We start from the raw sequence: 18,721 nt of genomic DNA, 5'->3' as shown, positions 1-18,721 counted from the left end.
ACCTCTATTTTCAGGCAATAGACGTCAAAGGATGATTCACTTTCACCGGATACAGCTGATCCCCATTGACCCTTACAAAAAGGCCATTATCCCATGCAGTCCGATCTGTTACGATCCCTTCGTCTTCCGGTGTGAAATAAAAAACGACCTTTGTCGTGTCTACGCTCGCTAGCTTCTCTACGATCGCTTTCAGATCGACTTCCTTTTTGCTGACCAGATCGTACATGTGCAGGCACTCGTTCTCATGCCGATACATCACGATCACATCCTCTTCTTCCAGGTAATAGAGATCCTGACCGTAGACGTACAAGGCATAAAACATAAAGATACCCGCACTATCCTCTGTCCCGAACCGTTGCGACACAGGGCGTCTCTGCGAAGCAAAGCGAGCTATAAAATCCAGGTCTTCATGACGTGAGATTTCTAGCTGTCGCAAGCCTGTCTGGTCTACTGCTGGGCGCGGCTTGATATCCGCTGAAAACTGGAGCTCTTCTACCCTGCGAAATCCAAACCTGGGGTAGAAATCCATCACAGACTCATTGGCAAAAAGGTACATGATTTCATATTCATTCTCGTATTCTTCCACTATTTGATTCATCAGGCGAGCTGACAAGCCCTGTCTGCGATAGTCGGGATGGGTCATGACCGTTCCTATTTGGATCGCTTTCTTCTTCTCGCCATTGATTACGAGTGAAAGAAGATTCACTGAAACATTTGCCACTACCTGGCCCTGCCATACGAAAGAATGAGGGATGTAACGCTCATTCCAAAAGCCTTTCTGGTACCACTCTTCAAAATCAATGCCAAAAGTCGCGTTGGCCAAGGCACAAAAGCTCTTACGAAGCGTTTCGTCATGTCGATAGCCCTTGGCGTATATCATCTCCTGCAAAATCGCAGCCCCCTTGTTCATTCTCTGAAGGCTCAATGGCAAGCCTGTTTTGAATTTTACCACAAAACGGAAAACACGACCTCTTTCGTTCAACGTTGTTTGTTTCGCTTTTTCAATTCCTTGGCCAATAACGAGCTTCGAAAGCCTTTTTGCTGAATAAACTCCCTGATCTCTTCTACACTCATATACGACAGACGAATATGGTAGTAATTGACGTGCTCAATAATCGCAAACGCAAACAAGAAGACAAACCAGTAAAACTCTTTCGGAAAGACCATACACTGGTAAGCCAGAAACAGAAATCCGATGACGATTAACACCAGATTGCTCCTTTTCAAGAACACAAACAACCGCAGCTGTTTATCCGCAAGCTGGGAAAAGACACCCCTTTTCACCTGTCTCCACTTCAAAAACCAGTAATACCCTCCTTGAAGCAGAATCCATTCTAGCAAAACAAAAGCGTAGATAGATGAAACTGGAGTCAGATATGCTTCGAACCCTTCGTCGAGTTGTGTATATAGGAACCACAGCACGGCAAATAATAGAGTTGCAAACCACTCGCCTGTGAATAAACTGAACAGCTTTTTCCGTACTTTATTTTGCATCCGCTTTTCCTTTCTCCTTGCTGCTGGATTTGGATGTTTGTTCGTAACCTTCGTGAAATCCTAATTTTAGCGAAAAAATGTTACAAATGCGAGTGGGTGGACCCTATGCTATACTGATTCGCAGAGAGAGTCTTCTCTCTGATCGCCCTTTAGAGGAGGGTTTTACGCCATGATCATCCAGTTCATTCGTTACCGTTCATGGAAGGTACAGAGAAGTAGGCTCACGTCATTTTTTTACAGATGGCTTGGGTTTATTTAACTGTGCCTTTTTCATTCACGAAAAAACGAATGAAGGTCATGTACGCCAAGAGCTTGCTTTGTTCAAGTGGCCATTGCTTTGATCTTGCCAAGCAAGGCTATGTGAACTTGCTGACCTGCCCAAACAAAACCAAATATGACTCACAGCTGTTTGAAGCTCGGCAAAAAGTGAGCATCAGCGGATTTTTTGAACCATTGATTTCCCACATAAGCGAGCGCATCCCCCACATGATGAAACCGAGCTGCGACATGATCAGGATGTTGGATGCGGGATGCGGAGAAGGTTCACATTTGACCGCCATCCAGAATCGAATCCTTGCACGAAACCAACCTGAATATCTTTGGAGTCGGGGTGGACATATCCAAAGAAGGAATCCGGATCGCTGCGAGAAGCACGTCCGACATCTGGTGCGTGGGTGATCTCGCCCATTGTCCATTTAAGGACCAATCCTTTCACGTGATCTTGAATCTCTTGTCTCCTTCCAACTATTCCGATTACAGAAGATATAATCTATCCATCTACTGAAATGAGGTGCCGTCATGAACCGCACATCCTTTTCCGACACAAGCAAGCAGATTGGCAAAACCGCTTCTGTAGGATTTCAGGTTGGCGTGCGTAGAACCTTCCCCATCCCGCAAGAGCAGGCTTGGGAGATGCTAACCTCGTCAGAAGGGCTGACATTATGGCTCGGCAATTCCCCCTCCGTACAGCTAGAAGCTTCATTGGGAGGACGTTCTGCTCACCCTTCAGCAAAAAATAATAGGTCCGTGATAGAAGGGACCTATCCCGCCACCCTCTGACTGATCAGTTGGGTGGCTTTTTCAACTTTTTCTTCCCAGTTTGAAGGCTTTGCAGATAGGGTATAGGGTATAAACGCATAAGGAATAGGCTTTTTGGAACCAATTTCTTCACCAAACAATATTTCTTTTTAATAAAAATGAAATAAGACCTATAGACCTTATGCATGATCTATACGAATATGAAAAAAACCTGTCTGTTTGAGAAAGGATGCCAAAATAATGAAAAAATTCATGCCCTCAATCTTGGCTTTGTCGCTTATGGTGACGAGCACGTCAGTCGCAGCTGCAATGAATACGGTGGATCAAAAAGAATCAAAGGCAGTCGGTCAAGGAAAAGGCAGCAAGGCTGATGACGACGACGATGATGACGACGATGACGACGATGATGACGACGATGATGACGACGATGATGACGATGATGACGATGACGACGATGATGACGACGATAAGGAAGAAAACAAAAAAGAGAAAAAACACAAAGACAAATACGAAGGCATTGAAAAGAAACTTGAACATCTCCTGAAAGTACGCGAACAAAGTAATAATGAACACCAGAAAGAAGCTCTCGATAACGTGATTCAAAAAATGGTTACCATGCTCCAAGAAGAGGGAACGGTCAAAACGGATGCCGAAGCCATAGAATCACTCATCGAGAAGCTGGAGACTGATATTGAAGACGGAACGGCCTCTTCCGAGAAAATCGTGATCCTGGTCGAGATGAAAATGAAGAACAAAAAGGCCAAGGAAGCACTGAAAAATCTGGAAGATGGACTCCAGCACCATCCGAAATCCCAAGAGCTGTACAAGCTGTTGAGCAAGCTTTACGCTGAACAGGGAGATACGCAGAAAATCAAAGTCTTCGTAGAAGGTAAAAAGCCAGCTTTTGATGTGGAGCCTTATCTGAAAGATGGACGCAATCTGGTTCCCGTCCGTGCTATCTCAGAGGCACTCGGCTCTGATGTAAGCTGGAACGCGGACAGTCAAACCGTCGTTATCAAGAAAAATGGCACCGTCGTTGAATTGCCATTGGGCAGCACCAAAGTAAAGGTTAACGGGGAAGAGCGCAGCATCGATTCGACTGCCGAGCTGAAGAACGGGCGAATTATGGTTCCAGTCCGTTTCATCTCTGAATTTTTGGGACAAGAGGTAGAGTGGGATTCCACCAGTAAAATCGTAATCATTAAATCTGTGTAACCACTTGCCACCAGCACATCAATATTTCGGGATCGCTCCCTTCGTCTGAACAAGACGGACGGGAGTGATCCTATTTTTTTCCCTCACAGGCTGGTTCCCGATTCCCAGAAAGTCAGGACCGTAGAAACGTTAATTCGTTAATAGTTAATCATCCTAAGCTGATAGATAATATGATTAATTTTGCAGCTACTCTAAAGGAGGAATTTACAGAATGTTCAAATTTGACAGAACACGCATTTTTATTCTATCATTCATTTCCTGTATGCTGATCCTCGCTGGGTGTGGAAATGGCAGCAGCCCCGCAAGCCAGCCTGCAAGCTCCGGTGAAGCCTCCGCTGGAGCTGTCGAGTTGAAGCTGGTCAGCTTTTTAGCGCTAGACCACCCATTCCCCAAAGACATGGTTCCCCTGTGGAAAGAGAAAGTAGAGAAAGCATTAAACGGCGCCGTGAAAATCCGGGTCGTTGGTGGACCAGAATCCTTGCCGGTAGGCGACCAGTTTGATGCTGTTCGCAATGGTGTCGTAGACATCGGCTTCAATGTCAGCTCCTACTACGGTCACCTGATGCCAGAAGCTCACTCCCTGAACATGTCTCCTTTTACACCTGCTGAGGAGAGAGAAAACGGGTATTTTGACTACATGGCGGATCGCTTCGAGAAAAACAACCTCGTCTATCTGGGCAGATGGCTCAGCGAGTCTCCCTACTATTTCTGGACGAACAAAAAAATCAGCTCCCTGTCAGAGCTTCAAGGTACAAAGTTCCGTTCCAATTCCACCTATCACGAGGTCATGCTTGCTTTGAACATGGTTCCGATGGAAGTCAACCCCGGTGATGTCTATACCTCGCTCGAACGCAAAATGGTGGATGGATTTGGCTTCCCGCTCCTCGGTCCTCGCTTGAACGGGTGGACAGAAGTGACCAAGTATTTGATTGACGAACCGTTCTTTAATCAAAATGCAACGATCATCATGAACGTAAAAGCTTTCCAATCCCTGTCACCTGAGAATCAGCAAAAGTTTCGCGATGTAACCAAAGAATTCGAACAAGAAATGGTGGCGTATTTCAAAAAAGAAAACGAAGCAGAAAAGAAAGCCCTACAGGAAAAAGGCGTAGAGCTGATCAAACTAAGCCCTGATGAAAGCCGTTCCTTCCAGGACATCGTGAAAAAAGAAAAGTGGGCTGTGATCGAGAAGGCCGTTCCAGATCAAATCGCGGATTTAAAAAAGCTGCTCCAATAACCCCTTGAGTTCTTCTTGAGGCTGCGCTTTGCAACCGGCTTTTGCATATAGGCTAGAGGAGTGACACTGAATGAAAGACATCCTGTTCAGATGGCTCGACCGCATAGAAAACGTCTTGGCCGTTCTTGCCTGTCTCCTGCTTCTGTTCGCTACTTTTTCCATCGGCGCTCAAGTCATTAGTCGCTACTTTTTCAACTATCCACTCATGTGGGTCGACGAAATCAACGCCTACATCCTGGTCTACCTGCCGTTTTTGGCAGGTGCCTGGCTGGCGCGCAGCAGCGACCATATCACGGTCGATATTATCGATAGCACCTTGTCACCGCGTATGCGCGCCTATAACGACATACTTGTCGCGTTGATCGGCATCGGAGTGAGCATCGTCCTGGTCTGGTACGGCACTCTTGTGACCATCGATCATTTCGTCCGGGATATTCGCAGCATGTCTGTCCTGGCTTTTCCCAAATTGTATGTCGTCTGCATCATCCCGATCGGTTCGTTCGTTTTGCTCTTGGAATTTACACGAAAGCTGTACCTGGCTTTCCTCCATCGCACGGAAGCGAGTACGGACGATGAGTCTGCCTTGCCAGAAACAAAGGCGATGTTTGCCAAGGAGGGATAATCGTGGATTGGTGGCAAATTCTCTTCCTGATTTTTTTCAGCTTGCTGGCACTGATGCTGATCCGAGTGCCCGTAGCCTTTTCATTCCTCGCTGTCAATATCGTAGCCGCCATCTTTCTGTGGGGTGGCGAAGTCGGCTTGAAGCAGCTCATGGGGAGCATTGAAAGCTCACTCGCAACCTTTGCCCTGGCACCGATCCCCTTGTTTATCCTGATGGGCGAGATTATGTTCCACACGGGCATTGCTCCCAAAATGATAGATACGCTGGACAAGTGGTTCGGGAAAGTGCCGGGACGCCTGAGTCTCTTGGCTGTAACGGGGGGAACCCTGATCTCGACACTGACTGGCTCGACGATGGCCAGCACCTCGATGCTGGGCTCGACGCTCGTACCAGAAATGGAGCGCCGGAACTATAAAAACCAGATGTCGATCGGCCCGATATTGGGCAGTGGCACGCTAGCAGCCTTGATCCCTCCGAGCGCATTGGGCGTACTCTTGGCTTCGATGGGCCAAATTTCAATCGGCGCCTTTATGATCGCGATCATTTTACCAGGTGTCTTGATGGCCATCCTGTTTGGTCTCTACATCATCATCCGGGCGAAGCTTCAGCCGGATCTGGCTCCGAACTACGCCGTAGACGCGATTTCGCTATCTGAAAAAATCAAAGCGACTGTAATCTATATCTTTCCATTGTCCCTGATCATTTTTCTTGTGGTAGGCCTCATGTTTTTGGGCGTGGCCACTCCTACAGAAGCGGCAGCGATGGGAGCAATCGGCAGCTTGCTTCTGGCCGCCTACTACAAGCAATTGAATTTCCATACGCTGCGCAAAGCGCTGGTCGGCACCTTGAAGATTTCTGCCATGATGCTGATGATTATTGCCGGCTCCACCGGATTCAGTCAAATCCTCTCTTTCTCAGGAGCCACCAGTGAGCTGGTCAGCCTGATCGCGAGCATGGATCTTTCGCCAACATTGCTGATCATCGGAATGCTATTGATCGTTCTGGTGTTAGGCTCCTTCATGGAATCCCTGTCCATTCTTATGGTTTGCCTGCCGATCTTCATTCCCATTGCCAACATGATGGGCATTGATCTCTTGTGGTTTGCGGCGATGCTGCTCATCACGATCGAAATCGGCACGATCTCGCCTCCATTTGGTACCGGACTCTTTGTGATGAAAGCCGTCGCTCCCAAAGGAATCCGAATGGGGCAGGTCTACACGGCAGCATTCCCGTTTATCCTGCTCGATTTGTTGCTGGTCGGAATCATCATGGCTTATCCTCCGATCGCAACCTGGCTCCCTACTTTAATGATGAATTAATGGGATCCCATCCACGTAAAAAGCTGATCGACTGCATTCATGCGTTGATTGGCTTTTTTACATCTCCCATCTTTTCCGAATAAAATAAGACATATTTTTTAAATGTTTTGTCGAATGAAAGGAATATTTGTCTGTTTGTGGAATAGTCCTATCTAACTATTATTTCCCATACGTTTTTGGACTAGCAGCGAGGTGCAGCAGGTGAATTTCCGTTTTGGAATCAAGTTAACGATGACCATGATCGTATTTGCTATCGCGATTTCCTTTACCATAGCCACGAATGATTACCTGCGTCTCAGGGACCAAGCGATCCAAAATAAACTGGATCAAGTCCAACGGGACGAGCAACTGGCCAAATACGCTTTGGAAACCATTGAAAAAGCCTATTCTGTATTTGGCGACAATATCGCGCTCAAAATGAAGGATACTTCCGTTCAGCTTTTGGACATGTATGAAGCCAACCCTTCCTTTGATACATGGGATTTCGCCTCCCTCAAGCAGTTCCTCTCTTTGGACATCTATATCATCAATGACCAGAACACAATCACCCACAGCAGCTTCAAGCAAGATATTGGCCTCAACTTTTCAAAATGCTGCAAAAAGCTATCCAAAGTCCTCGATGAAAGAAGAGCATCCGGCGAATTTTTTCATGACGGGATTGATATCGAGCAAAAGACGGGACATATCAAAAAATACAGCTACATGCCGACACGAGACAAAAAATACATCATTCAGTTAGGCCTGTCCCTGCAAGAGGGAGATATTTTTCACAAGTTCAATTTTCTCAGCACCATCGAAGAGCTGGTACAACGATCTTCCTCGATCAATGAGATTCATATACTGAACACCGGTGGCTATGCACTCGGAGATCCAGCCAATGACCACGCCCACAAGCTCACATCGGAGCGAAGAAGCGCATTTGAAGAAACATTAAAAACAGGGAAAACCACTGAGTACATCGGCGAGTGGAACAACGAGCCTGCGATTTACCGCTATGTGTACTACTTATCGGAGTATGACAAGGGAGCGACAAACCGCAAAGTCCTGGAAATCGTCTATAACGACAAGGATTTACAAGCGATTCTGACTGACCATAAGCACAAATTCATTATTCAGCTGATGATTATATTGATCTGTACCATCATTCTTTCCATTCTCATCTCTAGCTGGGTATCCAGACCGATGTACCTCGCTTTTCACGACAGCCTCACAGGATTGAATAACCGTGCAGCGCTGGACGAGCGGCTAGAGTCTGCGATCTCCAAAAACAAGGGAAGCACAGCTCTGCTGATGATCGATCTGGACAACTTCAAGCTCGTCAACGATCATCTGGGACATGATACAGGGGACCATTTGCTAAAATGCGTGGCGCAATGTCTTCGAAAGGTATCCCGCAATGAAGATACCCCGATCAGGCTGGGCGGGGACGAGTTTGTTTTGATCATGCCATCCGCGAGTAAGGAAGATGCTGAACATGCAGCTAAAGAGCTGATCACTTCGATCCTGAATACGACTGCGCAGGAAATTGATTTGGACGGAGAAAAAGTAACGGTCAGCATCGGGATTGCACTCGCTCCCGAGCACGGGGAAGACACCGACATGCTTTGCAAACGGGCGGACATCGCGTTGTACGCTTCCAAAGAAAAAGGAAAGAATCAGTACCAGTTCTATGCTTGATCACTTCTCCTGCAGACAGCCTTTTGCGAGGCTGTCTGTTCTTTTTCTTCCCCTACAAATCCTGCGAGAGACGTATCATATCCACGACTTGAATGCCATTTTCATAGATTTCCTCCTCGTAATGCCTGAGAAAAAAATCCCTGTCGACCCCCGTGATGCGAAAACCGCATTTTTGATAGAGTGCGAGCTGACCTACGCTCGAATTGCCTGTTCCTATTTCTATTGTTTTATAACCGATTTCCCGGGCCAACTGAATGGCGTGATGCACCAGGCTTTTCCCGATCCCTTTCCCCTGACTCTCTTCGTCCACAGCCAGGTTCACCAGCTCTACCGTCTCGGGCCGGGTTGGCAATAGCACATAGGTGCCTACGATGCGCTGATCCAGCTCAGCCACGTAGCACTGCCCTCTTTTCAGATACTCTTCCACCAGCTTTTCAGATGGATCTGCCAATAGGAGCAAGCTCATCGGAGGGTGTTCGGTATGATCCAGTTTTCGTATGTTCATGCTCTAGACTCCTTCATCACACATCGTTTATCAGACTTTTTCGTCATGAAAGAGTAAAAACCTCTGCTATTCTCACAACGAAATCGGTCTGAAAAAAGTTTTATGAAACTTTATCAAAACATAAACTTACCGGAATGTTTATCAACAATAATTAAATCTTCACTATACTCATTTTCACCCTCCTTTTACCTAGGTATAGTAAATACCAGGTCAGGTTCTAAAAGGAGGGACATTCTGTGTACAAAGGCACTTTCTTAGGCTTCTGTTTCTTGCTCTGCGCTTGCGTGCTGTTTGCGGGTTGTGGAGAGCAGGCCTCCAGTCATACGCAGGTCGATACGAAAACAGAAGAAAAATCAGACCAGCGTCCAGACGAGAAAGTCCTGCGTATGAACCTGCGATTGGAGCTGCCGACCGCAGACCCTGCTTTCGCGGAGGATTCTACCTCTGTTGCAGTCATACGAGCAACCTTCGATGGCTTGACACGGATGGGCAAGGATGGAAAGCCCCAGCTGTCAGTTGCCGAAAAAGTGGACGTATCAAAAGATCAGCTCACGTATACGTTCCACTTGCGCGATAGCACATGGAGCAACGGAGATCCCGTGACGGCGCATGACTTCGAATATGCTTGGAAGCGTGTCCTAAATCCCCAGACCACATCCATTAATGCGTACCAGATGTTCTACCTGAAAAACGGTGAGAAGTTCAATAACGGCGAGGCAACTGCAGATGAAGTCGGCGTAAAGGCACTCGACGACAAGACCTTGGTCGTGAAGCTAGAAAATCCTACTCCCTATTTTTTGGAGTTGACTGCCTATTTTACCTACTATCCGGTGAACCCAAAAGTGATCGAAGCCAACGCCAAATGGTCCACAGAGGCAAATACCCACGTGGGCAACGGGCCATTCAAAATAGAAAAATGGGACCATAAAATCAAACTGGTTCTCGCAAAAAATGACACGTACTGGGACAAAAATGCCGTCAATCTGGATCGTGTGGACTTCTCCATTATCGAAGATGAGAACACAGAGCTGTTCTTGTTTGAAAAAGATGAGCTGGATTGGGCAGGTTCCCCATTAAGTACGCTGCCGATCGAAGCCATGCCTTCCCTGAACAAGTCAGGGAAGATGACAACCCAGACCATTGCAGCCACCTACCTGTACAAATTCAATACCGAACAGGTTCCTTTCAACAATGTGAAAATACGCAAGGCTTTTTCCTATGCGATCAATCGTCAGCTTATCATCGATCATATCAAGCAAGGGAATCAGGAGCCTGCCCTGGGATTCCTGCCACCGTCGATGTCTGTCAATACGGGACCTTATTTTCAAGACAACAATGTGGAAGTTGCCAGACAGCTGCTGAAAGAAGGAATCGCCGAATTAGGGCTGTCCAAGCTGCCTTCTGTCACCTTGTCCTTCAACAGCTCCCCCTCACACAGAGTCGTGGCTGAAGCCATACAGGATCAGTGGAATAAAGCCTTTGGCATCGAAGTGAAGCTGGAAAACAAGGATTGGAAAGTCTTTTTGGAGGATCAGCATCTCGGCAACTATCAAATCTCCAGATCTGGCTGGATGGCAGACTTCAACGACCCGATCACATTTCTGGAAATTTTCCGAGACAAGGAAGTAGGAAACAACGATACCGGATGGGAAAATGCCCGCTATGAAGCACTGCTAAGGCAATCCGCAAAAGAGCGAGACCCGCAAAAACGAATGCAGCTGCTCGGCCAGGCAGAACACATACTCATGGACGAAATGCCGATCGCTCCGATCTTCTTCTATACCAACTCTTGGGTCAAAAACGAGAGAGTGAAGGATGTTTTCATAGATGGACTGGGTAACCTCGAGCTGAAGTGGGCAGATATCGTGCCACAGATTCAGGAGTACAATTAAATACACATGATTGGGAGTGGTGAAGGATGAGAGAGCATCTAGAGAAATTCCTTGCATCGAGCCCTAGAAAGATCGTGAATACCTTTGACTTGGAGCAGTACGTGATACAGGAGTTAAAGGATGGCTACTGTGAAGAAGCATTTTCCGAGGAAATCCATCGGCTCGTGCACGAAGACTATTTATTGCCCGTTACGAGCCGGCAAAAATACGGCCCACATGGTCTGTACAATGGATATCGGAAAGCGAAGCCTGTCCCCAATCAAAATGATCGTTGGGGCCCGTTGCTGAACGATTTGCATCCGCTGATTTCGACAGCTTATTATTTGGAGAATCCGAACCAAATGACCGCGGACATGAAATATATTTTGAGCATCGACAGATTTTTAAAGAACGGAGGCGACATCGAGCAGCTGACGATTCAGCAGCGGTCGTTCTCCCTGTTTAAAGATGAAGGCTTTTTAGGCAGACGGAAGGGACAGGCGCTACTGCAAAGACTGCGGCTGAGCTATGCCGACTTGCATTGCCATCAACCCGTTCTGCCCTTTGTGTATTCGGTAAACATATCAGAAAATGAGAGTCCGACCCGTCATATTCTCATAGCTGGCGGGCAGGACAGCTTTCATACGATACGCAAGCTTCTGATAGAAGGCAAAGACCACTTTTTGCAAAAGCGCGTAGATTTGCTTATATTTGGTGATGGAGACAAGATCGCTAGCTCACTGAACTTTTTTGAAGAGATTACTCCCCTTCGATCCAAACAGAATCAGTTCTACTACTTCGGAGATGTAAGCTACGAGACGTTTCATTTTATCAGGAAATTGCAAAAAATGTATCCCAGCTACGACATCCTTCCGTTTCAACCCCTTTTCCATGAGATGGTGAAGCTGGATCCCTCCACGGCTGTCATCGATCGGAAATGGGTGCGTGACAAAGAAAGAGAAAAAGATGTGCGCGAAATCCTAACAACGTTTCCCCCAGCAATCGCGTCTGCTCTCGAAAGAATTGTCCTCACTGGCAAATACATACCACAAGCAGCCCTGACGAGACGCAGTTACGAAAAAGTTTTTCAACGTCTTGAAGAAGAAGCAGGCGAGAAGCGGAACTAGCCTAAGAGAACTTTCGCAGAGGAGAGATCAGCTTGTTCATTGTGAATGTAGAAGCAGCCATCTTCCATCAAGGCAAGTGGCTGATGATTGAACGCAGTTTGAAAGAAGAGCATGCCGGAGGAACGCTCTCTCTCGTCGGTGGAAAAGCTGACATGGAAGGCCAATCGCTTGATGTATTAGAGCGGACGGTGCGAAGAGAAGTATTCGAGGAGGTAGGAATCGAACTAGCTGAACCCTTGAGATACGTGTACAATTCTTCTTTCGTGACCGAAGCTGGCGTCCCGGTCATCAATATCGTGTTTCTTTGTACGTACAGCTCTGGGATCGCTTATGCCAAAAGCCCCGATGAAGTCGAAGCTACGTATTGGCTGCGGGAAGAGGAAATCATGGAACACCCGAAAGCACCCTCTTGGACAAAAGAAAGCGTGAGTAGAGCCGCTGCACTCTTGCGTGGGCAAGAGCTGGAGTAAAATAGCGAAATTAGAATAGAGGTGCGAGGATGGATATTTTTCTAGTCAGACATTGTCAGGCACATGGACAAGAGACAGATGCTCCTTTGACCGAAACAGGACGTGAACAGGCCTATCACTTGGCCGAATTTTTGCAAAAAAAAGAAATCGGATTGATCATTTCCAGCCCGTTCCTTCGAGCTCGTCAATCCGTCCAGCCCTTGGCTGAGCAGTTGGGCCTTTCCGTCGCTGTAGACGAACGGCTGGGAGAGCGTATCCTGTGCGCTGAGAATCACCCGGATTGGCGCGATATGCTGGAAAAGACATTTGACGATCTAGACTTGTGTTATCCGGGTGGAGAGTCCAGCAGAGAAGCGATGCATCGAGCGCACTCCGTCATACAGGAGGTCATTGCTTCCAGTTCGGCAAACACCGTACTCGCGACTCATGGAAATCTGCTCTCCTTGCTGCTCAAGCACTACGATGACAGCATGGGCTTTGCGCAATGGCAGGGGCTTACCAATCCTGATGTTTACCTGCTGTCTGTCGATGGGAAACGAACGAAGCTACAACGGATTTGGATGGGGTGAGCGTGACTCACCCCTCTTTATTTCTTTTTAGCCGAGTAAAATAAAAACAGGGGAATTCTCAGTCGGCGTTCGTAGGTTTCGTCTGTGAGAAAATGGGCGCGTACAGGTTTGGATTCTCTCAGCTGCTCCACCACAAAACCCGCTTTCTGCAAGGCAATAAAATACGTTTCGATGGAGCGATGATACTTGTATACGATGCCGCCCATCCATTGCTGCTCGCGGTAGCCCTCTGTAAAATAGTTGTCCACCACCCAGTGCGTTCTCGTACCAGACGGCTGTAAAGTAGACGTAATGACAGGGTGCTCGATGGAAAACAAGAGTCTTCCGTTCGGCTTTAGTGTCTGATAGATGTTTTGCAACAGGCTGTTCAGATCCTGTACGTAGTGAATGGCCAGTCGGGAAAGCACCAGATCATATTCCGCTTGCGGGTAGTCCCAGTCTTCCATCCGAGCGTGAACGATTTGTCCATCCCAGCCTTCCAGCGTCTTTCTGCCTGCATGAACCATATTGATGGAGCCTTCCAATCCTACGTAGGCAGCACAGCCATTTGCCAGACATTCTCTTCCAAAGTTTGCGTCGCCGCATCCGATATCCAGAATACGCAAGCCTTTGACGCAGCCGAGAAGCTCTTGGAAGACAGGCTTTTCCAGGGTGTCATTGGCATTCTCCTCTGCCTTTCTGCGCTCCATGTATCGCTCAAAATGATCGGGGTTGTCGTAAAAATCTGATCCGCGATATTCCATTTTAATCCATCTCCAAAGGCAAGCGCATCGTCATTGTCCTGACCTTGAATCCCATCTGCTCATAGAGCTGCACCGCGTGATTATCTGCAAAAACACTGAGTCGCACCTCGGGATACCCACCTTGTCTCAGCTGGTCAATTCCGCTCTTCATCAAGGCTTTGGCGATTCCCTTCCCCCGGTAAGCATCCGCAACGTACAGCTCGTAAATAAAGCCAATTTCCTGATCTGTAAACGAGTCTTTGCTCGGTCCAATCAAAATCCAGCCTGCAATCTGCCCCTTCTCGGTTGCTAGGAGATAATACGCGCCTTTTTGCAAAAGCGGCTCTACCATCTGTTTGATTCTTTCTTCCGTCGGGCTGACTCTGCCCATTGTCCCATCGAACATGGCTTGTGGGGATCGCTGTATGATCTCTTCCAGCTCGTCGTGATTTGTTCTTCTTATTTCCATATCCATTTCCTTTCTCATTTCGTGTGATTTCTTTTTCATGTCATCCTCTTCTTGTCCACGATCGCCAAGAAGAGTCAGGCACGCACTGCCCGCCCAAAACATACGATGAATTGGTACTTTGAGCCATACTATGTATCTTCGCAGCATGATTATGTACCAAGCCAAAGCTTTGCGGAAATCCAGGGTCGTCTCCAGTGACGGGTACGCACGAATGAGTTTCTTTACGAACAGATTCCGCGCAGCAGATGTGATCGGCAAGGCCGTGATCATCCATCAAAATCCGGATGACTATCGCTCGCAGCCTTCGGGAAATGCAGGAAAACGATTGGCATGTGGCGTCATTCAAGCTGGATAAGTGAAAGCCATGACACAGAGTAACAGACTCTGTGTTTTTTTCTAATCATTTTCAAAAAAATAGGCACATTTCCCTAAAATGCATAGGTATAAATTCCGATATTATATCTAGTTCATCTGGTAAAGGAGATCTACAACATGATTTGGAACAAAAAACTTTTCAGCATTGCCCTTCTGTTTATGTTCTTATTTTCTACGTTGGGGACCAGCATCGCCGACGCAGCCTGTTTTGCAATCCGCAATCCCGTGGCCCCTCTTTTGAAGGAAGTCATTGTTCAAGAGGATGGCAGTCTCTCCGCATATGTGCGCGTTGAGCCGGAATACCTCGAACAAATGGAGCTGATTTTTACCAGCAAAAAGGGGAAGGAACTGTTTCGTGTTCCTGTGACAACCGTAGCCAAACAGCGAAACGACACAGTTCGAGCAAAGGACTTGCAAGGGAATGATATCGAGGTCAAGGTGAAAACCGGTGAAATTCGCGTTCCCAAAAAAGAGCTGGACGAGCTTAAGGACGACATGCTGGTGAAACTCGAAGTGAAGAATTATAAGCCAGCCAAGCCAGCGAATGAAGAAGGCTTGCAGATCGGTCTGGTCGTGTCAGAAGAAGGCTGCGGCAAATCGACGCTGCAATCCGAAGCCGAATCCATCTACTTCAACACAATCAAAGAAATCGATTTCCCAGGATATGTGAACATCCATGAAGGTTCCATCCAAATCGTTATCAACCTGACACCGGAATACGAAAAGGCGAAATTTAACCTGCTGATCTTGGGCGAAAACGGAAAGCTGATCAAGCGTATTCCCGTACAAACCAAGAATCCAACGATTTCTTCCAAAAACCTGTCACTCTCAGCTGGCACCTATACTGTCCAGCTCGAAATGTCGCACAATGGGGTCAAAACCGTCTCCAAGAGCGTCGTCTGGGTGATTTCCCCGCCTGAAATCGAGTTTTCCATTCCTAGCGGCGCCAGCTTTCCAGGAAGTGTAACCGTCAATAGCAATGGTACCATCAAAGTAAACCTTCAGGTATCCAGCACCTACCATGTTTACGAATACTATCTCGTCATCGTCGATGCATGGGGCAATGAAGTGCGACGGATTTTGGTCAATCCGGCAAACGTGAATACGATCATTCAAAATCTGAACCTGACCACAGGAGGTTACACAGTGTTCATCGAAGTGATCGATCCTGAAAGCCAAGAGTACGCTCAATCCCTCTCGACGTTTTATACCGTGAACCAGACTGGACAGATCATCGTCTTCATCGATGGTCAATTGCAAAGCTACAGCAAACCACCTGTCAAGATGAATGCACGTGTGCTGGTCCCCATGCGCGCTGTTTTTGAAGCATTTGGCGCAAAAGTAGACTGGGACGAAGCGACGCAGAGCGTCACGGCAACGAGAGGAAATGATGTTATTCATCTGACGATCGGTTCCAAAATCGCTTACAAAAACGGCCAACGTATCGTGATGGACGTTCCCGCTATCCTGTATAACAACGAAACCACCATGGTCCCGATCCGCTTTGTCAGTGAAGCATTGGGAGCTACAGTCAGCTGGGATGGGTACTCCAATTCCGTCATCATCAGCAATGAATAACTGAACACAGCAAAGGGGCGATCTGTATCGCCCCTTTTTTCTTTCACTACCAGCGTAAGGCAGAAAGGTCTATTTTCGGTACGAGCCCTTCTTCCGCTGCACGCCCAAGCAAAGCTGTAATGGCTGCGAAACCATCCTCACCCAAGTCTCGCGTGAACTCATTCACGTATAAGTCAATGTGCGCTTTTGCCACTTCGACAGACAGCTCCTGTGCATGGCGCATCACGTAATCCAGCGAGGCTTCCGGATGTGCCCAGGCGTACTCGACGGAAGCGCGCGTCCATTTGGTCAGCGCCTCCAGATCCATATGTCTGCGGGCAATGATCGCCCCAAGCGGGATCGGCAGATTGGTATCTGTCTCCCACCAGCTCCCCAAGTCCTGCAGCAAAGATAGACCGTAGTTCTGATAGGTGAAGCGCGCTTCATGGATGACCAGACCAGCATCAATCCGACCGTCTCTCACGGCAGGCATAATTTCATGGAATGGCATGACGACGATTTCTCCTACACCACCCGGTACATTTTGCGCTGCCCACAAACGGAACAGGAGATAGGCAGTCGATCGCTCACTAGGTACAGCTACGCGTTTTCCAGAAATTACAGACGGATCTGTGCCATCCGCATGGGTCAGAACCAGAGGACCGCAGCCCCGTCCAAGCGCACCACCGCAAGGAATCAAGGCATAGTCTTTCAAGACCCAAGGCAATGCCGCGTAGGAAATTTTCATTACCTCTGGCCCTTCTACACGGGTAGCCAAAGTATTCGTAATGTCGATGTCCGCATATTGGATCTCCAGTTCAGGTGCACCAGGAACCAAGCCATGCGCCCATGCGTGAAAAACGAAAGTATCATTGGGACAAGGTGAAAAAGCAATTTTCATCGTAGTACCTCCCGTAATGCTGAACTTGCTTGCTCCAGCGCACTTAATGCTTCCTTGATCCGCCAGGCTGATTTATCTCGCGGTCCGATTGCATTGGATACCGCACGCAATTCCACAATTGGCAAGCCAAAATCCAGAGCCGCTGTAGCCACCCCAAATCCTTCCATCGCCTCTGCCGCTGCTGTTGGCACACGAGCCAACAATTCTGCTGTGGTCTGTGCTGTCCCCGTAACCGTCGATAAGGTGAGAACAGGAGCACAAACGGCTGGAATTCCGGCTTTTTTCACGGCTGCCGTCAAGCTACCGGACAGATCAGAGTCAACACTGATGCGAGCCGAGCCAAACCCCAGCTCGTCCACACTCATGTAGCCGTTCGGTGTTTCTGCTCCGAGATCGGCACAGATGATTTCACTTGCTACGACGATCGAACCGACATCTGCCCGACCGACAAAACCACCGCAGATCCCTGCACACACAACCAGATCATACGGTTGGCTGGCCAACTCTCTGGCTGTCCGTGCTGCTGCCGACATCGGGCCCACTCCCCCGATAATCACCTCGAATCGGCTATCCGCCTGAAGTCCTCGCCACACGGCTTCACGTTCTGCTTCGACAGAAGTGACGACCAGCACGCGTCTTTCTTTCCACTGAGCCTCCATTTGCCCAAACTCCCTGTCTTCTTGATTTCTGCAACCTGCCTGTCCTGCTTTCCACTCTCCACGTTATCGCTACTTTCTTGCCATGTAAAGCGGTTTGCAAAGTTTATCTGCCTTACACGGTATTTAGCGAATAATTCCTTTACAATCATGCATCATGATAAGGAAAGTCCGCCTGAAACAGGCAGGTAAAAAAAAGGTACAGGAGGCATCCAGCATGGGAAGCGATTTTATGTCAGCCGTAAAAAACAGACGAAGCTATTACGCTATCAGCAAAGACAGTCCTGTTTCAGATGAAACCTTACACGAGCTGATCAATGAAGCTGTCAAGTACACGCCGTCGGCTTTCAACTCGCAAAGTGCCCGCGTGGTCGTATTGCTCGGCCAGAAGCATGATCAGCTGTGGGATCTGACAAAGGAAACATTGCGCAAGATCGTTCCAGCAGATAAATTTGCACCCACCGAAGAAAAGATGAATGCGTTCAAAAGCGGTTACGGAACCGTGCTGTTCTTTGAAGATCAAAGCGTTGTAGAAAATATGCAAAATCAATTTGCCCTCTACAAGGATAACTTCCCGATCTGGTCCAATCAATCATCCGGGATGCTGCAGTTCGTGGTTTGGACAGCTCTGGAGGACGCTGGCTTCGGTGCCTCTCTGCAACATTACAATCCATTGATTGACGAAGAAGTGGCAAGCACCTGGAACCTTCCTTCCACATGGAAGCTGATTGCGCAGATGCCCTTTGGCAAACCGACAGCAGAGCCAGGAGAAAAAACCTTCCAGCCTTTGGAAGAACGAGTCAAATTTTATTCCTGATTGACTTGAAGGGACTGTTCTCTTCTCTCCTTTTAGGGAGCCTGTAGCTCGATACGCAAACGCTCCGCGGAGTGCCGTTT

At 47.9% G+C, this 18,721-nt stretch carries 20 protein-coding genes and 1 pseudogene; 14 read left to right on the top strand and 7 right to left on the bottom strand.

Translation table 11 applies throughout. The features are described from left to right. Positions 1 to 10: 10 nt before the first annotated feature. Together EDM52_RS11965 and EDM52_RS11960 are read right to left on the bottom strand one after the other, a co-directional pair. Positions 11 to 952: a GNAT family N-acetyltransferase gene (locus EDM52_RS11965; protein ID WP_245996817.1), complete on the bottom strand. Its 942-nt coding sequence runs from the start codon at positions 950 to 952 to the stop codon at positions 11 to 13. Between the two features lie 26 nt (positions 953 to 978). Next, positions 979 to 1,494, bottom strand: coding sequence for a hypothetical protein (locus tag EDM52_RS11960; RefSeq protein ID WP_122909201.1), 516 nt, complete (start codon positions 1,492 to 1,494; stop codon positions 979 to 981). A gap of 297 nt (positions 1,495 to 1,791) precedes the next feature. Here EDM52_RS11960 and EDM52_RS11955 point away from each other — a divergent pair, with 297 nt between their 5' ends. The 7 genes from EDM52_RS11955 to EDM52_RS11925 all read left to right on the top strand — a co-directional run bounded on the left by EDM52_RS11955 (position 1,792) and on the right by EDM52_RS11925 (position 8,602). Beyond that, the gene (locus EDM52_RS11955) at positions 1,792 to 2,172 is read left to right on the top strand and encodes a putative RNA methyltransferase (protein WP_221175545.1); all 381 of its coding nucleotides are present in this window, start codon (positions 1,792 to 1,794) and stop codon (positions 2,170 to 2,172) included. Beyond that, positions 2,105 to 2,278 carry a hypothetical protein gene (locus tag EDM52_RS25670; protein WP_415783032.1) on the top strand — a complete coding sequence of 58 codons (174 nt, stop codon included), beginning with the start codon at positions 2,105 to 2,107 and terminating at the stop codon, positions 2,276 to 2,278. Before EDM52_RS11955 ends, EDM52_RS25670 begins: the two co-directional genes overlap by 68 nt. A gap of 494 nt (positions 2,279 to 2,772) precedes the next feature. Beyond that, positions 2,773 to 3,747, top strand: a complete 975-nt coding sequence (locus tag EDM52_RS24665; protein WP_183185016.1) for a copper amine oxidase N-terminal domain-containing protein — start codon at positions 2,773 to 2,775, stop codon at positions 3,745 to 3,747. 262 nt (positions 3,748 to 4,009) lie between these two features. Next, positions 4,010 to 4,984 carry a TRAP transporter substrate-binding protein DctP gene (dctP, locus tag EDM52_RS11940; protein ID WP_183185014.1) on the top strand — a complete coding sequence of 325 codons (975 nt, stop codon included), beginning with the start codon at positions 4,010 to 4,012 and terminating at the stop codon, positions 4,982 to 4,984. 70 nt (positions 4,985 to 5,054) lie between these two features. After that, the gene (locus EDM52_RS11935) at positions 5,055 to 5,606 is read left to right on the top strand and encodes a TRAP transporter small permease (protein WP_122909196.1); all 552 of its coding nucleotides are present in this window, start codon (positions 5,055 to 5,057) and stop codon (positions 5,604 to 5,606) included. A gap of 2 nt (positions 5,607 to 5,608) precedes the next feature. Then, positions 5,609 to 6,925, top strand: a complete 1,317-nt coding sequence (locus tag EDM52_RS11930; protein WP_122909195.1) for a TRAP transporter large permease — start codon at positions 5,609 to 5,611, stop codon at positions 6,923 to 6,925. A gap of 201 nt (positions 6,926 to 7,126) precedes the next feature. After that, entirely contained in the window at positions 7,127 to 8,602 is a 1,476-nt protein-coding gene (locus tag EDM52_RS11925) for a GGDEF domain-containing protein (protein ID WP_122909194.1), read from the top strand. 52 nt (positions 8,603 to 8,654) lie between these two features. On the opposite strand, the gene EDM52_RS11920 is transcribed toward EDM52_RS11925, so the two are convergent. Next, positions 8,655 to 9,107 (bottom strand): GNAT family N-acetyltransferase, encoded by a 453-nt coding sequence (locus EDM52_RS11920; protein WP_122909193.1) that lies wholly within the window; start codon positions 9,105 to 9,107, stop codon positions 8,655 to 8,657. A gap of 236 nt (positions 9,108 to 9,343) precedes the next feature. On the opposite strand from EDM52_RS11920, the gene EDM52_RS11915 reads away from it, so the two are divergent. The 4 genes from EDM52_RS11915 to EDM52_RS11900 are packed head-to-tail and all read left to right on the top strand — an operon-like array spanning position 9,344 to position 13,144. Continuing rightward, positions 9,344 to 10,999, top strand: coding sequence for a peptide ABC transporter substrate-binding protein (locus EDM52_RS11915; RefSeq protein WP_245996816.1), 1,656 nt, complete (start codon positions 9,344 to 9,346; stop codon positions 10,997 to 10,999). 26 nt (positions 11,000 to 11,025) lie between these two features. Further along, on the top strand, positions 11,026 to 12,105 hold the full coding sequence (locus EDM52_RS11910) for a hypothetical protein (RefSeq protein ID WP_122909192.1): 1,080 nt from the start codon (positions 11,026 to 11,028) through the stop codon (positions 12,103 to 12,105). A gap of 32 nt (positions 12,106 to 12,137) precedes the next feature. Further along, complete coding sequence (locus EDM52_RS11905) at positions 12,138 to 12,575, top strand: NUDIX hydrolase (RefSeq protein WP_122909191.1); 438 nt, start codon at positions 12,138 to 12,140, stop codon at positions 12,573 to 12,575. Positions 12,576 to 12,604: 29 nt separating this feature from the next. Beyond that, on the top strand, positions 12,605 to 13,144 hold the full coding sequence (locus tag EDM52_RS11900; RefSeq protein ID WP_122909190.1) for a histidine phosphatase family protein: 540 nt from the start codon (positions 12,605 to 12,607) through the stop codon (positions 13,142 to 13,144). 17 nt (positions 13,145 to 13,161) lie between these two features. On the opposite strand, the gene EDM52_RS11895 is transcribed toward EDM52_RS11900, so the two are convergent. Together EDM52_RS11895 and EDM52_RS11890 are read right to left on the bottom strand one after the other, a co-directional pair. Further along, positions 13,162 to 13,887, bottom strand: a complete 726-nt coding sequence (locus tag EDM52_RS11895) for a class I SAM-dependent methyltransferase (RefSeq protein WP_122909189.1) — start codon at positions 13,885 to 13,887, stop codon at positions 13,162 to 13,164. 1 nt (position 13,888) lies between these two features. Then, positions 13,889 to 14,335 (bottom strand): GNAT family N-acetyltransferase, encoded by a 447-nt coding sequence (locus EDM52_RS11890; RefSeq protein WP_122909277.1) that lies wholly within the window; start codon positions 14,333 to 14,335, stop codon positions 13,889 to 13,891. Positions 14,336 to 14,525: 190 nt separating this feature from the next. Between EDM52_RS11890 and EDM52_RS11885 the strand changes: the two are divergent. Together EDM52_RS11885 and EDM52_RS11880 are read left to right on the top strand one after the other, a co-directional pair. After that, positions 14,526 to 14,690 (top strand): annotated as a pseudogene (locus tag EDM52_RS11885) (superoxide dismutase family protein); the annotation flags it as partial. Between the two features lie 137 nt (positions 14,691 to 14,827). Next, complete coding sequence (locus tag EDM52_RS11880) at positions 14,828 to 16,288, top strand: copper amine oxidase N-terminal domain-containing protein (RefSeq protein ID WP_122909188.1); 1,461 nt, start codon at positions 14,828 to 14,830, stop codon at positions 16,286 to 16,288. A 46-nt stretch (positions 16,289 to 16,334) separates the two neighbouring features. Here EDM52_RS11880 and EDM52_RS11875 read toward each other — a convergent pair whose 3' ends face one another. Both EDM52_RS11875 and EDM52_RS11870 read right to left on the bottom strand, forming a co-directional pair. Next, positions 16,335 to 17,168, bottom strand: a complete 834-nt coding sequence (locus EDM52_RS11875) for a 1,4-dihydroxy-6-naphtoate synthase (protein WP_122909187.1) — start codon at positions 17,166 to 17,168, stop codon at positions 16,335 to 16,337. Beyond that, positions 17,165 to 17,827, bottom strand: coding sequence for a futalosine hydrolase (locus EDM52_RS11870; protein WP_122909186.1), 663 nt, complete (start codon positions 17,825 to 17,827; stop codon positions 17,165 to 17,167). Before EDM52_RS11870 ends, EDM52_RS11875 begins: the two co-directional genes overlap by 4 nt. 214 nt (positions 17,828 to 18,041) lie before the next feature. Between EDM52_RS11870 and EDM52_RS11865 the strand changes: the two genes are divergently transcribed. Beyond that, a complete protein-coding gene (locus EDM52_RS11865) occupies positions 18,042 to 18,641 on the top strand; it encodes a nitroreductase family protein (RefSeq protein ID WP_122909185.1) in 600 nt (199 codons plus the stop codon). Positions 18,642 to 18,721 lie beyond the last annotated feature (80 nt).

The sequence above is a fragment of the Brevibacillus invocatus genome (assembly GCF_003710915.1).
Taxonomy (GTDB): Bacteria; Bacillota; Bacilli; order Brevibacillales; family Brevibacillaceae; genus Brevibacillus; species Brevibacillus invocatus.
The sequence above is the reverse complement of the archived record's forward strand: the minus strand, read 5'-3'. Positions and strand labels throughout refer to the sequence as shown.